The 14,801-nt window shown below is 51.2% G+C and carries 16 protein-coding genes and 1 tRNA gene; 4 read left to right on the forward strand and 13 right to left on the reverse strand.

Features of this window, described 5'->3' with window-relative positions; all coding sequences use genetic code 11:
- The first annotated feature begins 9 nt into the window (after positions 1 to 9).
- Both FLT43_RS08485 and FLT43_RS08490 read left to right on the forward strand, forming a co-directional pair.
- Positions 10 to 264, forward strand: coding sequence for a hypothetical protein (locus tag FLT43_RS08485; RefSeq protein WP_087445290.1), 255 nt, complete (start codon positions 10 to 12; stop codon positions 262 to 264).
- A 56-nt stretch (positions 265 to 320) separates the two neighbouring features.
- Positions 321 to 395 (forward strand) — tRNA-Ala (locus FLT43_RS08490).
- 91 nt (positions 396 to 486) lie between these two features.
- On the opposite strand, the gene nrdR is transcribed toward FLT43_RS08490, so the two are convergent.
- Complete coding sequence (gene nrdR, locus FLT43_RS08495) at positions 487 to 960, reverse strand: transcriptional regulator NrdR (protein ID WP_087445289.1); 474 nt, start codon at positions 958 to 960, stop codon at positions 487 to 489.
- A 122-nt stretch (positions 961 to 1,082) separates the two neighbouring features.
- On the opposite strand from nrdR, the gene FLT43_RS08500 reads away from it, so the two are divergent.
- On the forward strand, positions 1,083 to 1,304 hold the full coding sequence (locus FLT43_RS08500; protein ID WP_087445288.1) for an alpha/beta-type small acid-soluble spore protein: 222 nt from the start codon (positions 1,083 to 1,085) through the stop codon (positions 1,302 to 1,304).
- Positions 1,305 to 1,355: 51 nt separating this feature from the next.
- Here the strand turns inward: FLT43_RS08500 and FLT43_RS08505 are convergent, their stop codons facing one another.
- From FLT43_RS08505 to FLT43_RS08555, 11 genes are all read right to left on the reverse strand, one after another.
- Positions 1,356 to 1,940, reverse strand: coding sequence for a lytic transglycosylase domain-containing protein (locus FLT43_RS08505; RefSeq protein WP_174818230.1), 585 nt, complete (start codon positions 1,938 to 1,940; stop codon positions 1,356 to 1,358).
- Positions 1,937 to 2,533 (reverse strand): dephospho-CoA kinase, encoded by a 597-nt coding sequence (coaE, locus tag FLT43_RS08510; protein WP_087445287.1) that lies wholly within the window; start codon positions 2,531 to 2,533, stop codon positions 1,937 to 1,939. The genes FLT43_RS08505 and coaE overlap by 4 nt, the downstream gene beginning before the upstream one ends.
- Before the next feature lie 30 nt (positions 2,534 to 2,563).
- Positions 2,564 to 3,274 carry an MntP/YtaF family protein gene (locus tag FLT43_RS08515; protein ID WP_087445286.1) on the reverse strand — a complete coding sequence of 237 codons (711 nt, stop codon included), beginning with the start codon at positions 3,272 to 3,274 and terminating at the stop codon, positions 2,564 to 2,566.
- 105 nt (positions 3,275 to 3,379) lie between these two features.
- A complete protein-coding gene (gene mutM / locus FLT43_RS08520) occupies positions 3,380 to 4,219 on the reverse strand; it encodes a DNA-formamidopyrimidine glycosylase (RefSeq protein ID WP_087445285.1) in 840 nt (279 codons plus the stop codon).
- A 63-nt stretch (positions 4,220 to 4,282) separates the two neighbouring features.
- On the reverse strand, positions 4,283 to 6,952 hold the full coding sequence (gene polA / locus FLT43_RS08525; RefSeq protein WP_087445284.1) for a DNA polymerase I: 2,670 nt from the start codon (positions 6,950 to 6,952) through the stop codon (positions 4,283 to 4,285).
- A 296-nt stretch (positions 6,953 to 7,248) separates the two neighbouring features.
- Positions 7,249 to 7,566: a hypothetical protein gene (locus FLT43_RS08530; RefSeq protein ID WP_087445283.1), complete on the reverse strand. Its 318-nt coding sequence runs from the start codon at positions 7,564 to 7,566 to the stop codon at positions 7,249 to 7,251.
- A 418-nt stretch (positions 7,567 to 7,984) separates the two neighbouring features.
- Positions 7,985 to 8,644, reverse strand: a complete 660-nt coding sequence (gene phoU, locus FLT43_RS08535; RefSeq protein ID WP_087445282.1) for a phosphate signaling complex protein PhoU — start codon at positions 8,642 to 8,644, stop codon at positions 7,985 to 7,987.
- Positions 8,645 to 8,662: 18 nt separating this feature from the next.
- Positions 8,663 to 9,463, reverse strand: a complete 801-nt coding sequence (pstB, locus tag FLT43_RS08540) for a phosphate ABC transporter ATP-binding protein PstB (RefSeq protein ID WP_087445281.1) — start codon at positions 9,461 to 9,463, stop codon at positions 8,663 to 8,665.
- A gap of 12 nt (positions 9,464 to 9,475) precedes the next feature.
- Positions 9,476 to 10,351, reverse strand: a complete 876-nt coding sequence (pstA, locus tag FLT43_RS08545; RefSeq protein WP_087445280.1) for a phosphate ABC transporter permease PstA — start codon at positions 10,349 to 10,351, stop codon at positions 9,476 to 9,478.
- Between the two features lie 3 nt (positions 10,352 to 10,354).
- On the reverse strand, positions 10,355 to 11,281 hold the full coding sequence (gene pstC, locus FLT43_RS08550; protein ID WP_087445279.1) for a phosphate ABC transporter permease subunit PstC: 927 nt from the start codon (positions 11,279 to 11,281) through the stop codon (positions 10,355 to 10,357).
- Between the two features lie 136 nt (positions 11,282 to 11,417).
- Positions 11,418 to 12,434, reverse strand: coding sequence for a PstS family phosphate ABC transporter substrate-binding protein (locus FLT43_RS08555; protein ID WP_174818200.1), 1,017 nt, complete (start codon positions 12,432 to 12,434; stop codon positions 11,418 to 11,420).
- A gap of 360 nt (positions 12,435 to 12,794) precedes the next feature.
- Here FLT43_RS08555 and FLT43_RS08560 point away from each other — a divergent pair, with 360 nt between their 5' ends.
- On the forward strand, positions 12,795 to 13,118 hold the full coding sequence (locus tag FLT43_RS08560; protein ID WP_087445278.1) for a hypothetical protein: 324 nt from the start codon (positions 12,795 to 12,797) through the stop codon (positions 13,116 to 13,118).
- Between the two features lie 150 nt (positions 13,119 to 13,268).
- On the opposite strand, the gene FLT43_RS08565 is transcribed toward FLT43_RS08560, so the two are convergent.
- Positions 13,269 to 14,723 (reverse strand): BglG family transcription antiterminator, encoded by a 1,455-nt coding sequence (locus FLT43_RS08565; RefSeq protein ID WP_279627798.1) that lies wholly within the window; start codon positions 14,721 to 14,723, stop codon positions 13,269 to 13,271.
- Positions 14,724 to 14,801 lie beyond the last annotated feature (78 nt).

A 14,801-nucleotide genomic window follows, 5' to 3' on the forward strand; every position in this document is an offset into this window, starting at 1 on the left:
GACCTACCCGTGAACTACCAACCGATTGTAAAGGAAAAGACGTTAATTGAGCGCAACGATGAAGACAACCTGTATCAAGTCAAAGTGAAATTGCAGGATGGCACTCAATGCCGCGTCATCTACAACAAAGGAGCAATTACCATCAGCCGCTTGCTCTCCATTCCTTGTCCCGTATGCAGAAAAGACTTCATTTGCTTATGTCTGAACCGCTTCGCGGAACAAATTGACAGCCAAGTCCATCTATCCGACATGCTCGCTGAGTAAATGAAATAAATCCTGTTGCAATTCGAGACATGTGGTGGTATAATGTAACAGGTAACGGGGCATTAGTTCAGGGGGAGAACGCTTCACTGGCAGTGAAGAGGTCAGCGGTTCGAATCCGCTATGCTCCACCATCATAGCTACACTCGAGAACATCTGGATGAAGATGTTCTTTTTGTTTTGTCTACACAAAAGAACCCGCAAGGGTTCTAAGATGCGGGTTCTTCATGAGTGCTCCCCTAATGAATTTTTGGACAGCAAGTGAGTCAGTTCCTTCATGAACATATTGATATCCTTGAATTGGCGGTAGACGGAAGCAAATCGCACATATGCCACCTCATCGACCGGATACAATTGCTCCATCACCCGCTCGCCGATAATGCGGCTCTCTACTTCGGCATGAGCGGTATTCCGGAGCTGCTTCTCCACTTCGGACGCTATCATCTCCAGCCGTTCTACCGAGACCGGCCTTTTCTCACAAGCCCGAATCAGGCCTCGCAGCATCTTGTCGCGGCTGAACTCCTCGCGGCTTCCATCCTTCTTAATGACAATAAGCGGCGTCTCCTCCACCATTTCGAAGGTCGTGAACCGGCGGCTGCACAGCTCACACTCCCTTCTCCTCCGGATGGATTTATTATCATTCGCAGGCCGGGAATCCAGCACTTTCGTTCCAAGATGGGCACAAAAAGGACATTTCAAATGGTGTTCCTCCTTTCTTCCCGATCTAACTCGGATGTTATAGAAAATACCAGTCGTTACCTGTAATGAACTTAGCGAGAATGCACACAATACAATTACCAACCGCAAGGAGGTGAATAGATATGAGCCAAAACAACCGTTCCAGCAACAACCTGGTTGTACCTCAAGCAACTGCAGCTCTCGAGCAAATGAAGTTCGAGATCGCTCAAGAATTGGGCATTGCCATTCCGCAAGACGGATACTATGGCAACATGGCAACCCGTGACACCGGCTCGATCGGGGGATACATCACGAAGCGCCTGGTACAAATCGCGGAGCAACAACTAGCAGGTCAATTCAAATAAGGCATTGCGAGCATCGGAGCAAGCCGGTAACCCGGCTTGTCCGATGCTTATTCATTTGATCCCATAGACATCCTTATACTTATCATAATAATGGATCACGCGCTGTACGTACAGCTTCGTTTCCCCATATGGAATCTGCTGCTTCACGGTCTCGAACCGTCCGTCCCACGTCTTGTTGCGGAGCCATTTGCTCACATTGCCCGGACCGGCGTTGTATGCAGCGATCGCCGCAATCCAGTTCCCATTGAACTGCTTATGCAGCGATTGCAAGTACCAGGTTCCGATATGAATGTTCGGATCAATCTCGTACTTCAATTCCTCCATCGTCCAATGCGAATCAAGCTTGAGCTGATCCATCGCCCATGAGGCCGTCTCCGGCATCAGCTGCATGACTCCAATGGCGCCCTTCCTGGACTCTTGTCCAGCCTGGTAATTCGTCTCTACCCGAATGATGGCCGCGACGAGCAGCGGATCAATCTGGTACTTACCCGCATGCTTCCGAATCTCATCCTCATATGGAATCGGATACATCCAGCGGCCCAGCCATTGCGATTGTACGAATATGATAAATAGAAACCCGAGAAAGAGGACGAGCAAAAAACGTTTTTTCCGCATCAGATTCATGATTCGGTTCATAGCAAGCCTTTCTGAAGCCAGAACTGTTCAACCTGCTGCCGAGTCTCTTCCATTCCCTTGCTGTTGTCGATGACGTAATCCGCCCGTTCCCGCTTCTTCTCAATATCCCACTGGGAGAGAAGCCGCTCGGACGCTTCCGCTTCAGTTAAGCCGTCCCGCCGCATCAAGCGCTCCAATTGGATCGCTCGCGGGACGTAGACGACCACGATCTCCTCGAACCGATCAGTCAAGCCGGACTCGTATAGCAGCGGCACATCCACCACGACTAGCGATTGCGGATGCTCCTCCTCAAGCCGGCGCATCTGCGTCATCATCTCCTGCCGGATGGCGGGGTGGGTAATCTCCTCAAGCGCCTTCCGCTTGGCGGCATCGGAAAATACAACGTTTCCAAGCCGCTTGCGATCAAGCGATCCGTCCGGCAACAGCATGTCCGCTCCGAACCGGTCAGCGATCTGATCTAACGCGGGACTGCCAGGAAGCACGATCTCCCTGGCAATCCGGTCAGCATCAACAAGCAGAGCGCCCCGTTCCACGAGCAGACGGGAGACGGTGCTTTTCCCCGACGCAATGCCGCCGGTTAATCCGATGTTCATGCCTTCACCTCATTTATTTGCCTGCTTACATTAAGATATCAATTTTAGCATCCCCATCAACATTAACAACAAACCTGGCAGGAATGATATTCTCTTAATCCAGCGCTGGTGCGAGAACTTCATTCCCAGATGCATGCCTGCCCGCAAAAAGGCGCCGCTAAATAAGGCGATCACAATTGCCGTCAGCAACGACGGATAGCCAAGCAAGGATGCCCCGATCCCTGCGCCGAACGCATCAAGCGACAAGGCAGCTCCGAGCCATGCCGCTTCGGCGGCGCTAATGCTTCCCGAGCGATCAATATCGGCAGCCGAGGGCGTCTTCAATATTTGAATGACTAATCCGAGACGGCGCAGCTGGATGCGAATGAGCGGCTTCGATTCCGCCCGGCCAATCCATTCCTTCAGGTCCTGGGGAGGAATCTGCTTCATACCATCGCTCCGGCTTCGGCCCGCTTCCGATGCATCCTCCTTCTTGCGAAGCAGCTGAATGATTGCCCAAGCCCCGATCGTAATCAGGATAATCGAGCCGGTCCATTGCGCTGCAGCCGGAGATACGTACCTTACCAGGAGCCCTCCGGCCTGCATCGACAGCCAGATGAACACTCCGGAGCATATCGAAATGATTACGATCGAAAATATCGGGATACGCACACGGCGCAGACCGTAAGTTATTCCGACTCCGAAGCTGTCAAGGCTCAGCGCAAAAGCCAAGACGAACATGGACGCTGCTTGCATTAGCATCACATTTCCCTCCCCTGCTCGGCGAGAACAGGCCCGCGCGTCAGCGCAGGCTTCCCGCCGGTATACCCCATCATATGGGCAAAAGCGGAGAGGGGTGAATGCTAATTAGCGCGTTTGGGAATGCTTCTGGCAGCGCGGGCAGTAATGCGTGCCCCTGCCTCCAACAACGCTCTTTTCAATGATTTGTCCGCAGCGGATGCACGGCTCGCCCTGACGACCGTACATTTGAAGCTGATGCTGGAACATGCCCATCTCGCCCTGACCGTTGACATACGATTTGATCGAGGAGCCTCCGGCCTCGACCGCATCGGTCAATGTGGCCACAATTGCTTCGTGCAAGCGGACGCATTCCGCTTCGGTCAGCTCGTCCGCCGGCCGCAGCGGATGAATGCCAGCCCGGAACAATGCTTCATCCACATAGATATTCCCGATGCCAACCACGACATGCTGATTGAGAAGCACCGGCTTAATGAAGCTGCGGCGCTTGCGCAGCAAAGCGGTCAGCACATCGGGTGTGAACTCTTCCGAGAGCGGCTCCACCCCCAGCTTCTGCAGCGGCGGCATGCTCCATTCCTCATCACGCCGGAATAGATGCATCGTGCCGAACTGGCGCACGTCCTTATACCTTAGTTCGCTGCCATCCGTCAGATGGAAGATAACGTGAGTATGCTTCTCCACCGGCTCCCCCGCCTGGAACACGCCATAGCGCCCTTCCATCCGCAGATGGGACACCAGCGTAAGCCCGTCCAGCAAAATGCGGAGGAACTTGCCCCGCCGCTCTACCTGTTCGATCGTATGTCCGCTCAATGCGTCGCAAAACTCTTCTATATTCGCTGGACGCTGGATGATGCGGGGGAGCGTAACGGTCACGCGCTCAATCGTTTTTCCCGCCACCAGCGTATTTAATGTCCTTTTGACAGTCTCCACTTCCGGCAATTCCGGCATGTCAATCACCTCTCGTTGTCCATTATACCGAATATTGTCCTCCTGCGGAGCACTGGTCTTGATTTACTTCGCTTCGTACCAATTGCCGCCAGAGCTGACATCGGCCCGAAGCGGCACATCGAGCTTCAAAGCCGCTTCCATCACTTCCGGCACCAGCTTCTTCATCGTGTCCACTTCATCCTCCGGCACCTCGAATACCAATTCATCGTGCACCTGAAGCAGCATCCGGCTCTTCAAGCCCAGTTCCTTCAGCTTGGCATCCATCTGGACCATCGCCAGCTTGATAATATCGGCGGCGGTGCCCTGGATCGGCGTATTCATCGCCGTCCGTTCCGCGAACGAACGAAGATTGTAGTTCGATGCGTTAATATCCTTGAGGTAACGTCTGCGCTCGAGAAGCGTCGTGACATAACCGTCCTTGCGAGCCTGCTTGACGATATCATCCATATATTGACGGACGCCTCGGAACACATGGAAATACTGATCGATGAACGCGGCAGCTTCCTTGCGCGTAATATGCAGGTTCTGAGACAACCCGTAGTCGCTGATGCCGTATACGATACCGAAGTTGACGGCCTTTGCCTGCCGGCGCATATTGGCATCCACCTGATCGGCGGCGACGCCGAATACGTCCATCGCGGTCTTCGTATGAATGTCCATATCGTGGATGAACGCTTCCTTCAGCTTGTCATCCCCAGAGATATGGGCCAGAACGCGCAGCTCGATCTGGGAATAGTCCGCCGCGACAATATGCCAGCCCGGCTCCGAAGGCACGAACGCCTGACGGATTTGCCGCCCTTCCTCAAGCCGGATCGGAATGTTCTGAAGATTCGGATACTGGCTGCTCAAGCGGCCCGTCGCCGCAATGGTCTGACGGTAATAAGTATGAACCTTGCCCGTACTCTCGCGCACTTCCTTCAGCAGCCCTTCAATATAGGTGGACTGCAGCTTCGTCATCTGCCGGTAGAGCAAGATGAGGGGGATAATATCATGGTACGGCTCCAGCTTCTCCAGCACCTCGGCATCGGTCGAATATCCCGTCTTTGTCTTCTTAACAACCGGCAAGCCCAGCTTATCGAACAGAATCTCGCCCAACTGCTTCGGCGAACCGATATTGAACTCGGTGCCGGCGAGATCATAAATGCGCGCCATCGTCTCCTCGATCTGCTGCTTGAAGTTCGTTCCCAAATCGTGAAGACTTTGCTTGTTCACCCGAATGCCCGTTTTCTCCATCTGTGCCAGCACCTTGGAGAGCGGCAGCTCCAGATCATAATAGAGCCGGTTCATCTCCTGCTCTTGCAACGCCTTCTCCATCACCGGCTTCAGAAGCCGGACGAGCTTCGCTTTGCGAGCCGCATGCTCTGCGACAACCGCCTTTTCCGGCACCTTGAACTTGGCGCCTTTGCCGTAGACGGCGTCATTGTCCGGAGAGGGCGGCAGCCCGTACTTCACCGCGACAGACTGCAGCGTAGCCGAAGCATCCTCCGGATTGAGGAGATAGGCTGCGAGATGGACGTCGAAGACAGAGCCCTCCAGCGGAACTCCCGCCCAATGAAGAACCAGATCGTTATAGTGAAGATCGAAGCCGCTTTTTGGACGTTGCCCGTCTCCCAGCCATGTCCGCAGTTCGGCCGCCTCTTTGCTCTGCAGTTCATCTGCCGTTACATACCAGCTCTCTTCCTCTGTCCCGACAAGCAGGCCGATGAGCTCAGCTTGATGCGGATTGTCGCCATGGGCTTCCACAATCAGCACGTCTGCGGCGGCGAGCATCTCATTCAGCCCGTCCCATCCGCTTTCTCCGGCCATACGGACATGGAGACGCTCCGCAGTGAGCGATTCATCGACGGCCGCAGGCTCGGCATCTCCGCCGACACCGGCTTTTTCAAGCCGCTCGATAACAGATCTGAACTCAAGCTTGCGGAGCGCCGGCAACGTCTCTGCTTGCAAGCCGTCGAACTTCATCTGTTCCGGCGGCAGATCGAGCGGAACCTCCCGGAAAATCGTGGCCAGCCGCTTGCTCATCCGGGCATCTTCCGCATGATTGACCAGATTCTCCTTCATCTTGCCCTTCAGCTCGTCTACATGCTCCAGCACGCTCTCGACGCTAGGATACTGATGCAGCAGCTTCAGTGCCGTCTTCTCTCCAATTCCCGGAACGCCCGGGATATTATCAGAGGTGTCTCCCATCAATCCTTTCAGATCGATAATCTGTTCCGGCTTCAAGCCGTACTTCTCCTCTATCTCGGCCGGCGTGTACTTCTCCACCTCCGTCACGCCCTTGCGCGTAAGCAGCACGGACACATGTCCGGAAGCAAGCTGAAGCATGTCCTTGTCCCCGGTGACGACGAACATCGGCTGTCCCGCTTCATCCGCCTGACGGGTCATCGTGCCGATGATGTCATCCGCCTCGTAGCCCGCCATCTCGAAATGGGCGATGCCCATCGCCGTCAGCAGCTCCTTCAACAGCGGGAACTGCTCGGACAGCTCAGGCGGCGTTTTTTCCCGGCCTCCCTTATAGTCCTGATAGTCTCCGTGGCGGAACGTCTCCTTGCCCGCGTCAAACGCGACCAGCATATGAGTCGGCTGCTCCTCCTCCAAAATGCGAAGCAGCATCTGCGTAAAGCCGAATACGGCGTTGGTATGCAATCCTTGTGAGTTCGTCAATGGTGGCATCGCAAAAAAAGCACGGTAAATAATGCTATTGCCGTCGATTACGATCCATTTTTCTTTCATTAATAAACACCTCAATCCCGTCTCATGTTTTCATGATAGCATAGCGTGAACCCGAATAGGAAATCGAATATGAACGCGGCCCGAAGATCGGATGCCGAATGGAATTCACTTACATAAATTGCATCTCCCAGCGGGTCAGATTGGTCCATCAGCGCCCTTGTAGTCGATATCCCAATGAGTCAGGTGCACAACCGTCAGCGTCCTTATAATCAATCTCCCAACGAGTCAGAAGCAACGATTACCACCCATATAACACTCCTCCATTGATACAAGTCTACTGTTCTAGTTATTCCCCTCTACGCAACCTGCGGAATGGGGATACCGGGCATAAGACCGTTACAGATCCGAACTGGCACAGTTTCCTGCGTCGAAGGGATAATGAGCATAAGGCGCGGCTGAGACGAGTTCGGTTCGCCTTCCTGCGCTGAAGGGATAATAAGCGTAAGGCGCGGCTGATACGTATTCGATTCGCCTTCCTGCGCCGAAGGGATAATAAGCGTAAGGCGCAAATGATACGTATTGGATTCGCCTTCCTCTGCCGAAGGGATAATGAGCATAAGGCACGGCTGATACGAATTCGGTTCGTCTTCCTGCGCCGAAGGGATAATGAGCATAAGGCGCCACTGATACGTATTCGATTCGCCTTCCTGCGCTGAAGGGATAATAAGCGTAAGGCGCGGCTGATACGTATTCGATTCGCCTTCCTGCGCCGAAGGGATAATAAGCGTAAGGCGCGGCTGATACGTATTCGATTCGCGATTCGCCTTCCTGCGCCGAAGGGATAATGAGTATAAGGCGCTCTAGATGTGATAAAGGGTTCGCTTGGCTGACCCCAAGGATAGGCAGCTTAAGGCAATGCAGAAGCCGGTTCTGTGCGTATTCCTGCGTAAAAAGGAGAGTCAAAACCATGGACAGAGCAGATACGGATTCATTTCGTTTTTCCGGATCAACTGGGATTCTCAGCATAAGACGGAGCAAATATGAAAACCGCCCGGATTCTGCTCCGGACGGTTCCAGCAAGAGGGTATCCATTCAACTATTTAGATCAGGACGTTCATTGGTGACGAGGTAGACGACCGACTCGCCGATATTGGTGGCATGGTCCGCAATCCGTTCGATATAGCGGCCGACGAAGGTGAGCAGCATCGCCTGAGAGGCGTTATGCGGATTTTCGAGCACGTAGCTGAGCAGTTCACGGAATATTTGGCTGTACAGCTGGTCGACGTGATCATCGTCCTTCGCCATTTTGTAGGCCAGATCGATATCTTCCTGCACATAGGCCCGAATCGAATCGGTAATCATGTGCTGGACAATCTCCGCCATGCGCGGCAGGTCGATGAGCGGCTTCATCAGCGTCTGACCTTCTATCCGCAGCACGACCTTGGCGATATCGATGGACAGATCGCCCATCCGTTCCAGATCGCTGGAAATGCGGAAGGCGACAAGGATGCGCCGCAGATCTTTGGCGACCGGCTGCTGCGTCAAAATCAGCTTCGATCCCAGCTCCATAATCGTATCCTCCATCCGGTTCAGATGCGGATCCTCGCTAATGATTGCCCGGGCGCGCTCCGCGTCCATTGTTTTCAACGATTCTATCGATTCGAACAGCGCGCGCTCCACATGGCTGCCCATTTGTTCGAGCAGGCGGCTGAGCTCATCCAACCCCAGATCGAATTCCCTGCGCTTAATCATCCTGGTTTCCTCTCCTTTTTAGCCGAAGCGTCCCGTAATATAATCTTCCGTCCGCTTGTCGCTCGGATTGGAGAACAGCGTCTCCGTCTGATCGAACTCAACCACTTCCCCATTGAGGAAAAAGACGGTCTGATCCGACACGCGGGCGGCTTGATGCATATTGTGCGTAACCATGACAATCGTATAGTGATGCTTCAGTTCCTGTACCAGTTCCTCGATCTTCAGCGTCGAGATCGGATCCAGCGCGGATGTCGCTTCATCCATCAGCAGAATCTCGGGGTTCACCGCCAACGCGCGCGCGATACAGAGGCGCTGCTGCTGCCCCCCGGACAGACTGAATGCCGACCGCTTCAAATAATCCTTCACTTCATCCCACAGCACGGCGGAACGGAGGCTCTGCTCAACGATCTCATCCAGCTTCGCCTTGTTGCGAATGCCATGAAGCCGCGGGCCATAGGCAATATTGTCATATATCGATTTCGGAAAAGGATTCGGCTGCTGGAAGACCATTCCTACTTTTTTGCGAAGCGTCTCCACATCGACTTCATTGCTATAAATATTGGTGCCGGCAATCTCTACCCGCCCCTCAATACGCGTGCCGGCAATCATGTCGTTCATCCGGTTCAGCGTCCGCAGCAGCGTCGACTTGCCGCAGCCGGAAGGGCCGATGAACGCGGTGACTGCCTTCTCAGGGATCGTCATCGTCACATTCTTGAGCGCATGGTAGGTGCCGTAGTACAAATTCAGGCTGTCTATATTGATAATTGTGTTCAAATTCGTCGCGGATGCCGTATTCGTCGTTATCGCCGCCGTCGTCATACGATCGTCTCCTTATCTGTTTTTCTGATATTTATTGCGCAGCAGCACGGCTGACAGGTTCATCAGGATGAGCAGTACAAGCAGCACGATGATGCCCGCTGCGGCCAATTCATGGAATGCCAGCTGCGGCCGCGATACCCAGTTGAAAATCTGGATCGGCATAACGGTGAACTGATCCAAAATGCTGTTCGGAAGAAAGGCGACGAACGTCAAGGCGCCGATCATAACCAGCGGGGCCGTCTCGCCGATCGCCCGGGACAATGCCAGGATGACGCCGGTCAGAATGCCGGAGATGGCTGATGGCATGACCGAACGGGAGACCGTCTGCCATTTGGTCGCGCCGAGCGCGAACGAAGCGTCGCGCCGCATCTTCGGAACAGCCCGAATCGCCTCTTGGGAGGATACGATAATAATCGGCAGCACGAGCAAGGTCATCGTGAGCGCTCCTGAGAGCAGGCTGCGGTCAAGCGACATGCCGCGCACGAAAATCGTCAGCCCGAGAATCCCGTATACGATGGACGGAACGCCCGCCAAAGTACTGATATTCAGCTGAATGAACCGGGTAAGGGCGTTCTTCTGTGCGTATTCTTCCAGATAAATGGCCGCTCCTACGCCAAGGATGAATGAGATGGGCGCCATAATGAGCACCATATATATGGATCCGACAATTGCCGATTTCATCCCGGCGGCGGCAGGCCGGCGGGACGGGTAATTCGTGAACAAATCTAAGTTGAGCCGGGACAGGCCGTCCACCATAATGTTCACGAGCAGCGCCATCAGCGCCACAATCCCAATCAATGTCGCGATAACAAAAAGAATGTGAAGGCAAAAATCGATTTTCCGCCGGGTGCTGATTTGCTTGCGGTTCGCGTCCTGTAACATCGCCATCTGTCAATACTCCTCCCTGAACCGGCGTGCAACCCAAAGCGCCAATATATTAAGCAGAAACGTAATAATGAACAACGTCATACCGACGGCGAAAATCGTGCCGTACTCGATAGATCCATGCGGCGTGTCGCCTAGGCTGACCTGCACGATATAAGCGGTCATCGTCTGAATGCTCTCCAGCGGATTCAGTGTCAAGTTCGGAGTCGCCCCTGCGGCCACCGTCACAATCATCGTCTCGCCGATCGCCCGCGAGAAGGCGAGTACGGCGGAGGAGACGATACCTGACAACGCGGCAGGCACGACAATCTTGAGCGCCACCTCGAAGCGCGTTGCCCCAAGGGCATAGGCCCCGTGGCGCAGGCTGCGCGGCACCGCAGTCATTGCGTCCTCGCTCAAGGAGGAGACCATCGGAATAATCATGATGCCGACGACGAGTCCGGCGCTGAGCGCATTGAATACGCCTGTGCTCGGGAAGATCTCCCGGATGATCGGCGTGACGAAGGTAAGGGCGAAATAGCCGTATACAATAGTCGGCACGCCAGCCAGCACTTCCAGAATCGGCTTGACGATCTTGCGGACCCGATCTGGCGCGTACTCGCTCAGATAGATGGCGCTAGCCAACCCGATCGGGATCGCAACCAGACATGCGATTAGCGTCACCAGCAGCGTCCCGCCGATAAGCGGGAGAATGCCGAACGACTTCGGTGCAATAAGCGGGCTCCACCGGGTGCCGAACAGGAAGTCGGCGATGTTGACGTGGGAGAAGAAGCTCCACGTCTCAGAGAATAACGTATAGACGATGCCTATTGTCGTCAGAACGGAGACGGCCGCGCATAGGAACAGCAGGACTGGCACGATTTTATCCGACAAATGCATTCTGCGGTTACGAAACGTCAGCTTCCCTTCTTGTTGCGGGACATTCGCCTGCATATGCTTAACCTCACTTTAGCTTCATTTACAATTCGTTAACAATCACGCTATGAAAATGTGATGTCCCTAATTCATGAGGATAAGAGACATCACACGTTCATCATCGTGTATGACTGCTGCGTACGAATTCCGGCGATTACTTCAACTGGTTCAACTGCTCGTCATATTTCTCTTGCGGCAGCGGCACATACCCGACTTCTTCCGCAATGCTGCCTGCCGTCGTCAGGTAGTACTCGACATAAGCCTTCACTTCCGGCTTCTCCATCTGCTTCTTGCTTACGTAGATAAGGAGCGGACGGGACAATGGGGAATAGCTCCCATCTTTAATCGTATCGAGCGTTGGAGTTACCGTTGCCGTTCCGTTATCGACAGGTACGAGCTTCAGCTTATCTTGATTTTCCTCGAAGAAAGAGTATCCGAAGTAGCCGATCGCATTTTTGTCTCCGGCTACGCCTTGCACGATAGCGTTCGTATCGGCGCTGAACGTAATCTGGCCGTCATTGCGGCTTTCTTGCGCCTTACCGTTAATCTCTTCCGTAAAATAGTCGAACGTTCCATGGTCCGCGCCCGGAGAGTAGATTTTGATCTCCTCGTTCGGCCAGCCTTCCCGCACATCTGCCCACGTCTTGACTTTGGAGTTCGGCTCATAGATTTTTTTCAGCTCGTCGAGCGTAATTTTGTCGACCCAGGAGTTATCTTTGTTCACGACGATGGACAAGCCGTCATAAGCAACCGTCAATTCCAAATACTCGATGCCGTTCGCCTTCGCATCTTCCGCTTCCTTGTCCTTGATCGGGCGGGAAGCGTTGCTGATGGCAGTCTCGCCTGCGGCAAACCGCTTGAAGCCGCCGCCGGTGCCGGACGTTCCTACGGAGACGCGGACCGCGCTATGCTCCTTGCCGAATTCTTCCGCAATCGCCTCTGTCATCGGATAGACTGTGCTGGAACCGTCGATTTCAATCGTGCCGGACAATTTGTCCTGGCTGCCTTGGTTTTCCGTATTGTTAGCTGTGTTCGTCTGCGTTGAGTCCGTTCCCGTATTGCCGGCGCTTGCGTTCGAGGTATCATCTTTTTTGCCGCCGCAGGCTGCCAGCGTGAATGCCATGACTGCCACCAAAGTAAGCAGCATGATCTGTTTGCCCCACTTTTTCAAGTGAATTCACTCCTTTGAATTGGTTCTCTCATTTTCCGATTGATAAGTTACGCTTGCTGCCTTACAATCTGAATCTTACTGCTTGTTTGTTAAGCCTGATTTGGAAGTATGTTAACGGAGTGTAAAAATTCAAAGCTGGCATGAGCGGCCGCTGTTATCAGCAACGTCCTCCAACGGGGCCGCCAATCATTTGCCTGAAAGGCAGATAGTTTATTTCCATCAAAAATTAAAATATCCCCTTAATAAGAGAAAAAAGCAGTAAGCCACATCTTGCTGCAGTATGCTATAGTGTCATAGAAATTCCCAATATTGTTTACCGGATCAACACTGTATTTTTAAATAATGAAGTTAGGTGAAATTATGAAAGAAGTAACGGTTCAAGAATTTAGATCAGAAATTTCAAATAGGGAAAATATTAGAGTGATTTTAGAAAGTGATTTTTTAAGTACGCGGCCCCATAAAGTGGTCGACCTATACTTCCAGTTAGGAAAAATTATAATAAACGACTGGGAAATAGATATTAAAAAGTGCAAGATTTTTTTAGAAAAAAAGAAAACCTTCTTGATTAAGGATTGGGAAATCAATGCCAAGAAGTGCAAGATTTTTTTAGAAAAAAAAGAGTACGTAATAACAAGCACTGACTCTAAGACGAAACTGATTCTCTATTCGGGATTACGCTTTTGACTAGGTTCATTCGCCTCTATTGAGCCAATAAGAGGCCGCATATGTAAAGACGCCTCCAACCCCGCGCCAAAGGGGAATGGAAGCGTCTTTTTCTGTCAAATTGCCCGTCAGCGTGACCAGTTGGAGCCCTGCAAGGCTAGAAAGGACGGTTTATCCGTTTTGATTGACAAATATTTCGATTTCATTGAAATCACGTTCTTGCAGTATTGGGGATACATGAACAATGGAATGAAAATGAATATTAAGCGGTATTGTCGTAATAATAAAGTCAATGTCCATGCTTTTTATATCGCCTTCAATCATTTTACGATCCACTTCGCCTATAATCTCTAGTTTTCCGTCGAACTTTTTATTAATCCAGCTCTTCATGTATATTTCCCAGCTTTTCTCTTCCCCTGTAACTAGCAGCACTTTTTTCTTATTCATATTTTTGAGCCGCCCGGTTGCCGCGATCCGCATCGTTACTTTGGCCGCTTCTTCATCAGGCACATCTAAGATTTCCAGTTTCTTCGCCCATTCGTTATATGCTTTCTTCACTGACAAAAATGTTTTTTTATAAGTCTTCTTTATATACTTGCAAGTCTCCTTTTCCGGCATTATGATCTTCGGGAGAAACATTAATTTATAAAAGGTATGTCTACAGTAATCAACCATACCATACACAAAATCTTCGTCGCTTGCTAAATCAATCTTTACTTCTCTTTCCAATATGTGAATGAAATCACTTATATAAGTATAAGCTTGTATTTTTCCTTCCTTATACAGTTTTAGTTCTTCCCGCCTTAAGTTAGCTTGATTCACGCTTGCGTATCTGGATATTTTCACAATGATTACTAATAGTACTTTCTCCTCAACCGCCAAAAAATGAATGGCATCTCGTTTTCCATCTATGCCCCTTTCAAATATTTCTTTATAATACGGGGTCTCAATTGTATTTTTAATTATGCATTCATTAAATTTTACCCTATGCCCTCGCTTCCTGCGTATAAAAAGAATGGCCATGATAAAAACGAATCTTCTTCTGTCGTTCGTCGAAAATATAATACCTAATTTTTTTTCGATATAAGAAATATAACCTAGAAGCACTTCTTTCCTATACTCTGTAAACGGCCATTCTTCTTCCGTAAAAGCCTCCAAATAGCGTTCGGAAAACATTAAGATGATTTGGAACTCATCCCCTGTGATTCCTAAAGGTTTTTTCTCAAGTGATAAACCAAATTTTTCAATATATTCACTAACCCTTTTTAGTACTATATTCGTTGAAGAGGCAGGAAGATATAATTTCTCGGACAAAGAGGTAATGGTAGTTGCAGTTCCTTCCAAAAACTTCTGAAGAACCAAAAAAGTTAGGGATTTTTTAGATAAATTAGATATGACTTCACATATGGTCTGATCTTGGGGTATGGCTAATCTGATCCCTTTTCCCTTTTTTGAATAGATAGAAGCGTTTTGCGGCAATAAATCATTGAGAACTGATATATCCTTTCGAATTGTTTTACTGGAACAATCTAGTTTTTGTTCAAGTTCAGAGAGAGTAAACCACTTCTTTTCCTCAGCCAGAATCTTCAACAATTTGATTTTACGACTAATATCTTTTTCCATCATGATGTCACCTTCAGCGATTTCGTCCAGCCGATCACTGTCGAACCTGCCTTCCAAGGTCAGATTATATAACAGTGCGTC

The sequence above is a fragment of the Paenibacillus thiaminolyticus genome (assembly GCF_007066085.1).
Taxonomy (GTDB): domain Bacteria; phylum Bacillota; class Bacilli; order Paenibacillales; family Paenibacillaceae; genus Paenibacillus_B; species Paenibacillus_B thiaminolyticus.

Excerpts from the sequence above, each read along its gene's own strand:
- FLT43_RS08560 (WP_087445278.1), top strand. The coding sequence starts at position 12,795 with ATGAAAGAAGTAACGGTTCAAGAATTTAGATCAGAAATTTCAAATAGG.
- phoU (WP_087445282.1), bottom strand. The coding sequence starts at position 8,644 with ATGATTAAGCGCAGGGAATTCGATCTGGGGTTGGATGAGCTCAGCCGC.
- pstA (WP_087445280.1), bottom strand. The coding sequence starts at position 10,351 with ATGGCGATGTTACAGGACGCGAACCGCAAGCAAATCAGCACCCGGCGG.
- FLT43_RS08515 (WP_087445286.1), bottom strand. The coding sequence starts at position 3,274 with ATGCTAATGCAAGCAGCGTCCATGTTCGTCTTGGCTTTTGCGCTGAGC.
- FLT43_RS08505 (WP_174818230.1), bottom strand. The coding sequence starts at position 1,940 with ATGAACCGAATCATGAATCTGATGCGGAAAAAACGTTTTTTGCTCGTC.
- FLT43_RS08565 (WP_279627798.1), bottom strand. The coding sequence starts at position 14,723 with ATGATGGAAAAAGATATTAGTCGTAAAATCAAATTGTTGAAGATTCTG.
- pstC (WP_087445279.1), bottom strand. The coding sequence starts at position 11,281 with ATGCAGGCGAATGTCCCGCAACAAGAAGGGAAGCTGACGTTTCGTAAC.
- FLT43_RS08500 (WP_087445288.1), top strand. The coding sequence starts at position 1,083 with ATGAGCCAAAACAACCGTTCCAGCAACAACCTGGTTGTACCTCAAGCA.
- FLT43_RS08530 (WP_087445283.1), bottom strand. The coding sequence starts at position 7,566 with ATGCTCATTATCCCTTCGGCGCAGGAAGACGAACCGAATTCGTATCAG.
- mutM (WP_087445285.1), bottom strand. The coding sequence starts at position 4,219 with ATGCCGGAATTGCCGGAAGTGGAGACTGTCAAAAGGACATTAAATACG.
- coaE (WP_087445287.1), bottom strand. The coding sequence starts at position 2,533 with ATGAACATCGGATTAACCGGCGGCATTGCGTCGGGGAAAAGCACCGTC.
- pstB (WP_087445281.1), bottom strand. The coding sequence starts at position 9,463 with ATGACGACGGCGGCGATAACGACGAATACGGCATCCGCGACGAATTTG.
- polA (WP_087445284.1), bottom strand. The coding sequence starts at position 6,952 with ATGAAAGAAAAATGGATCGTAATCGACGGCAATAGCATTATTTACCGT.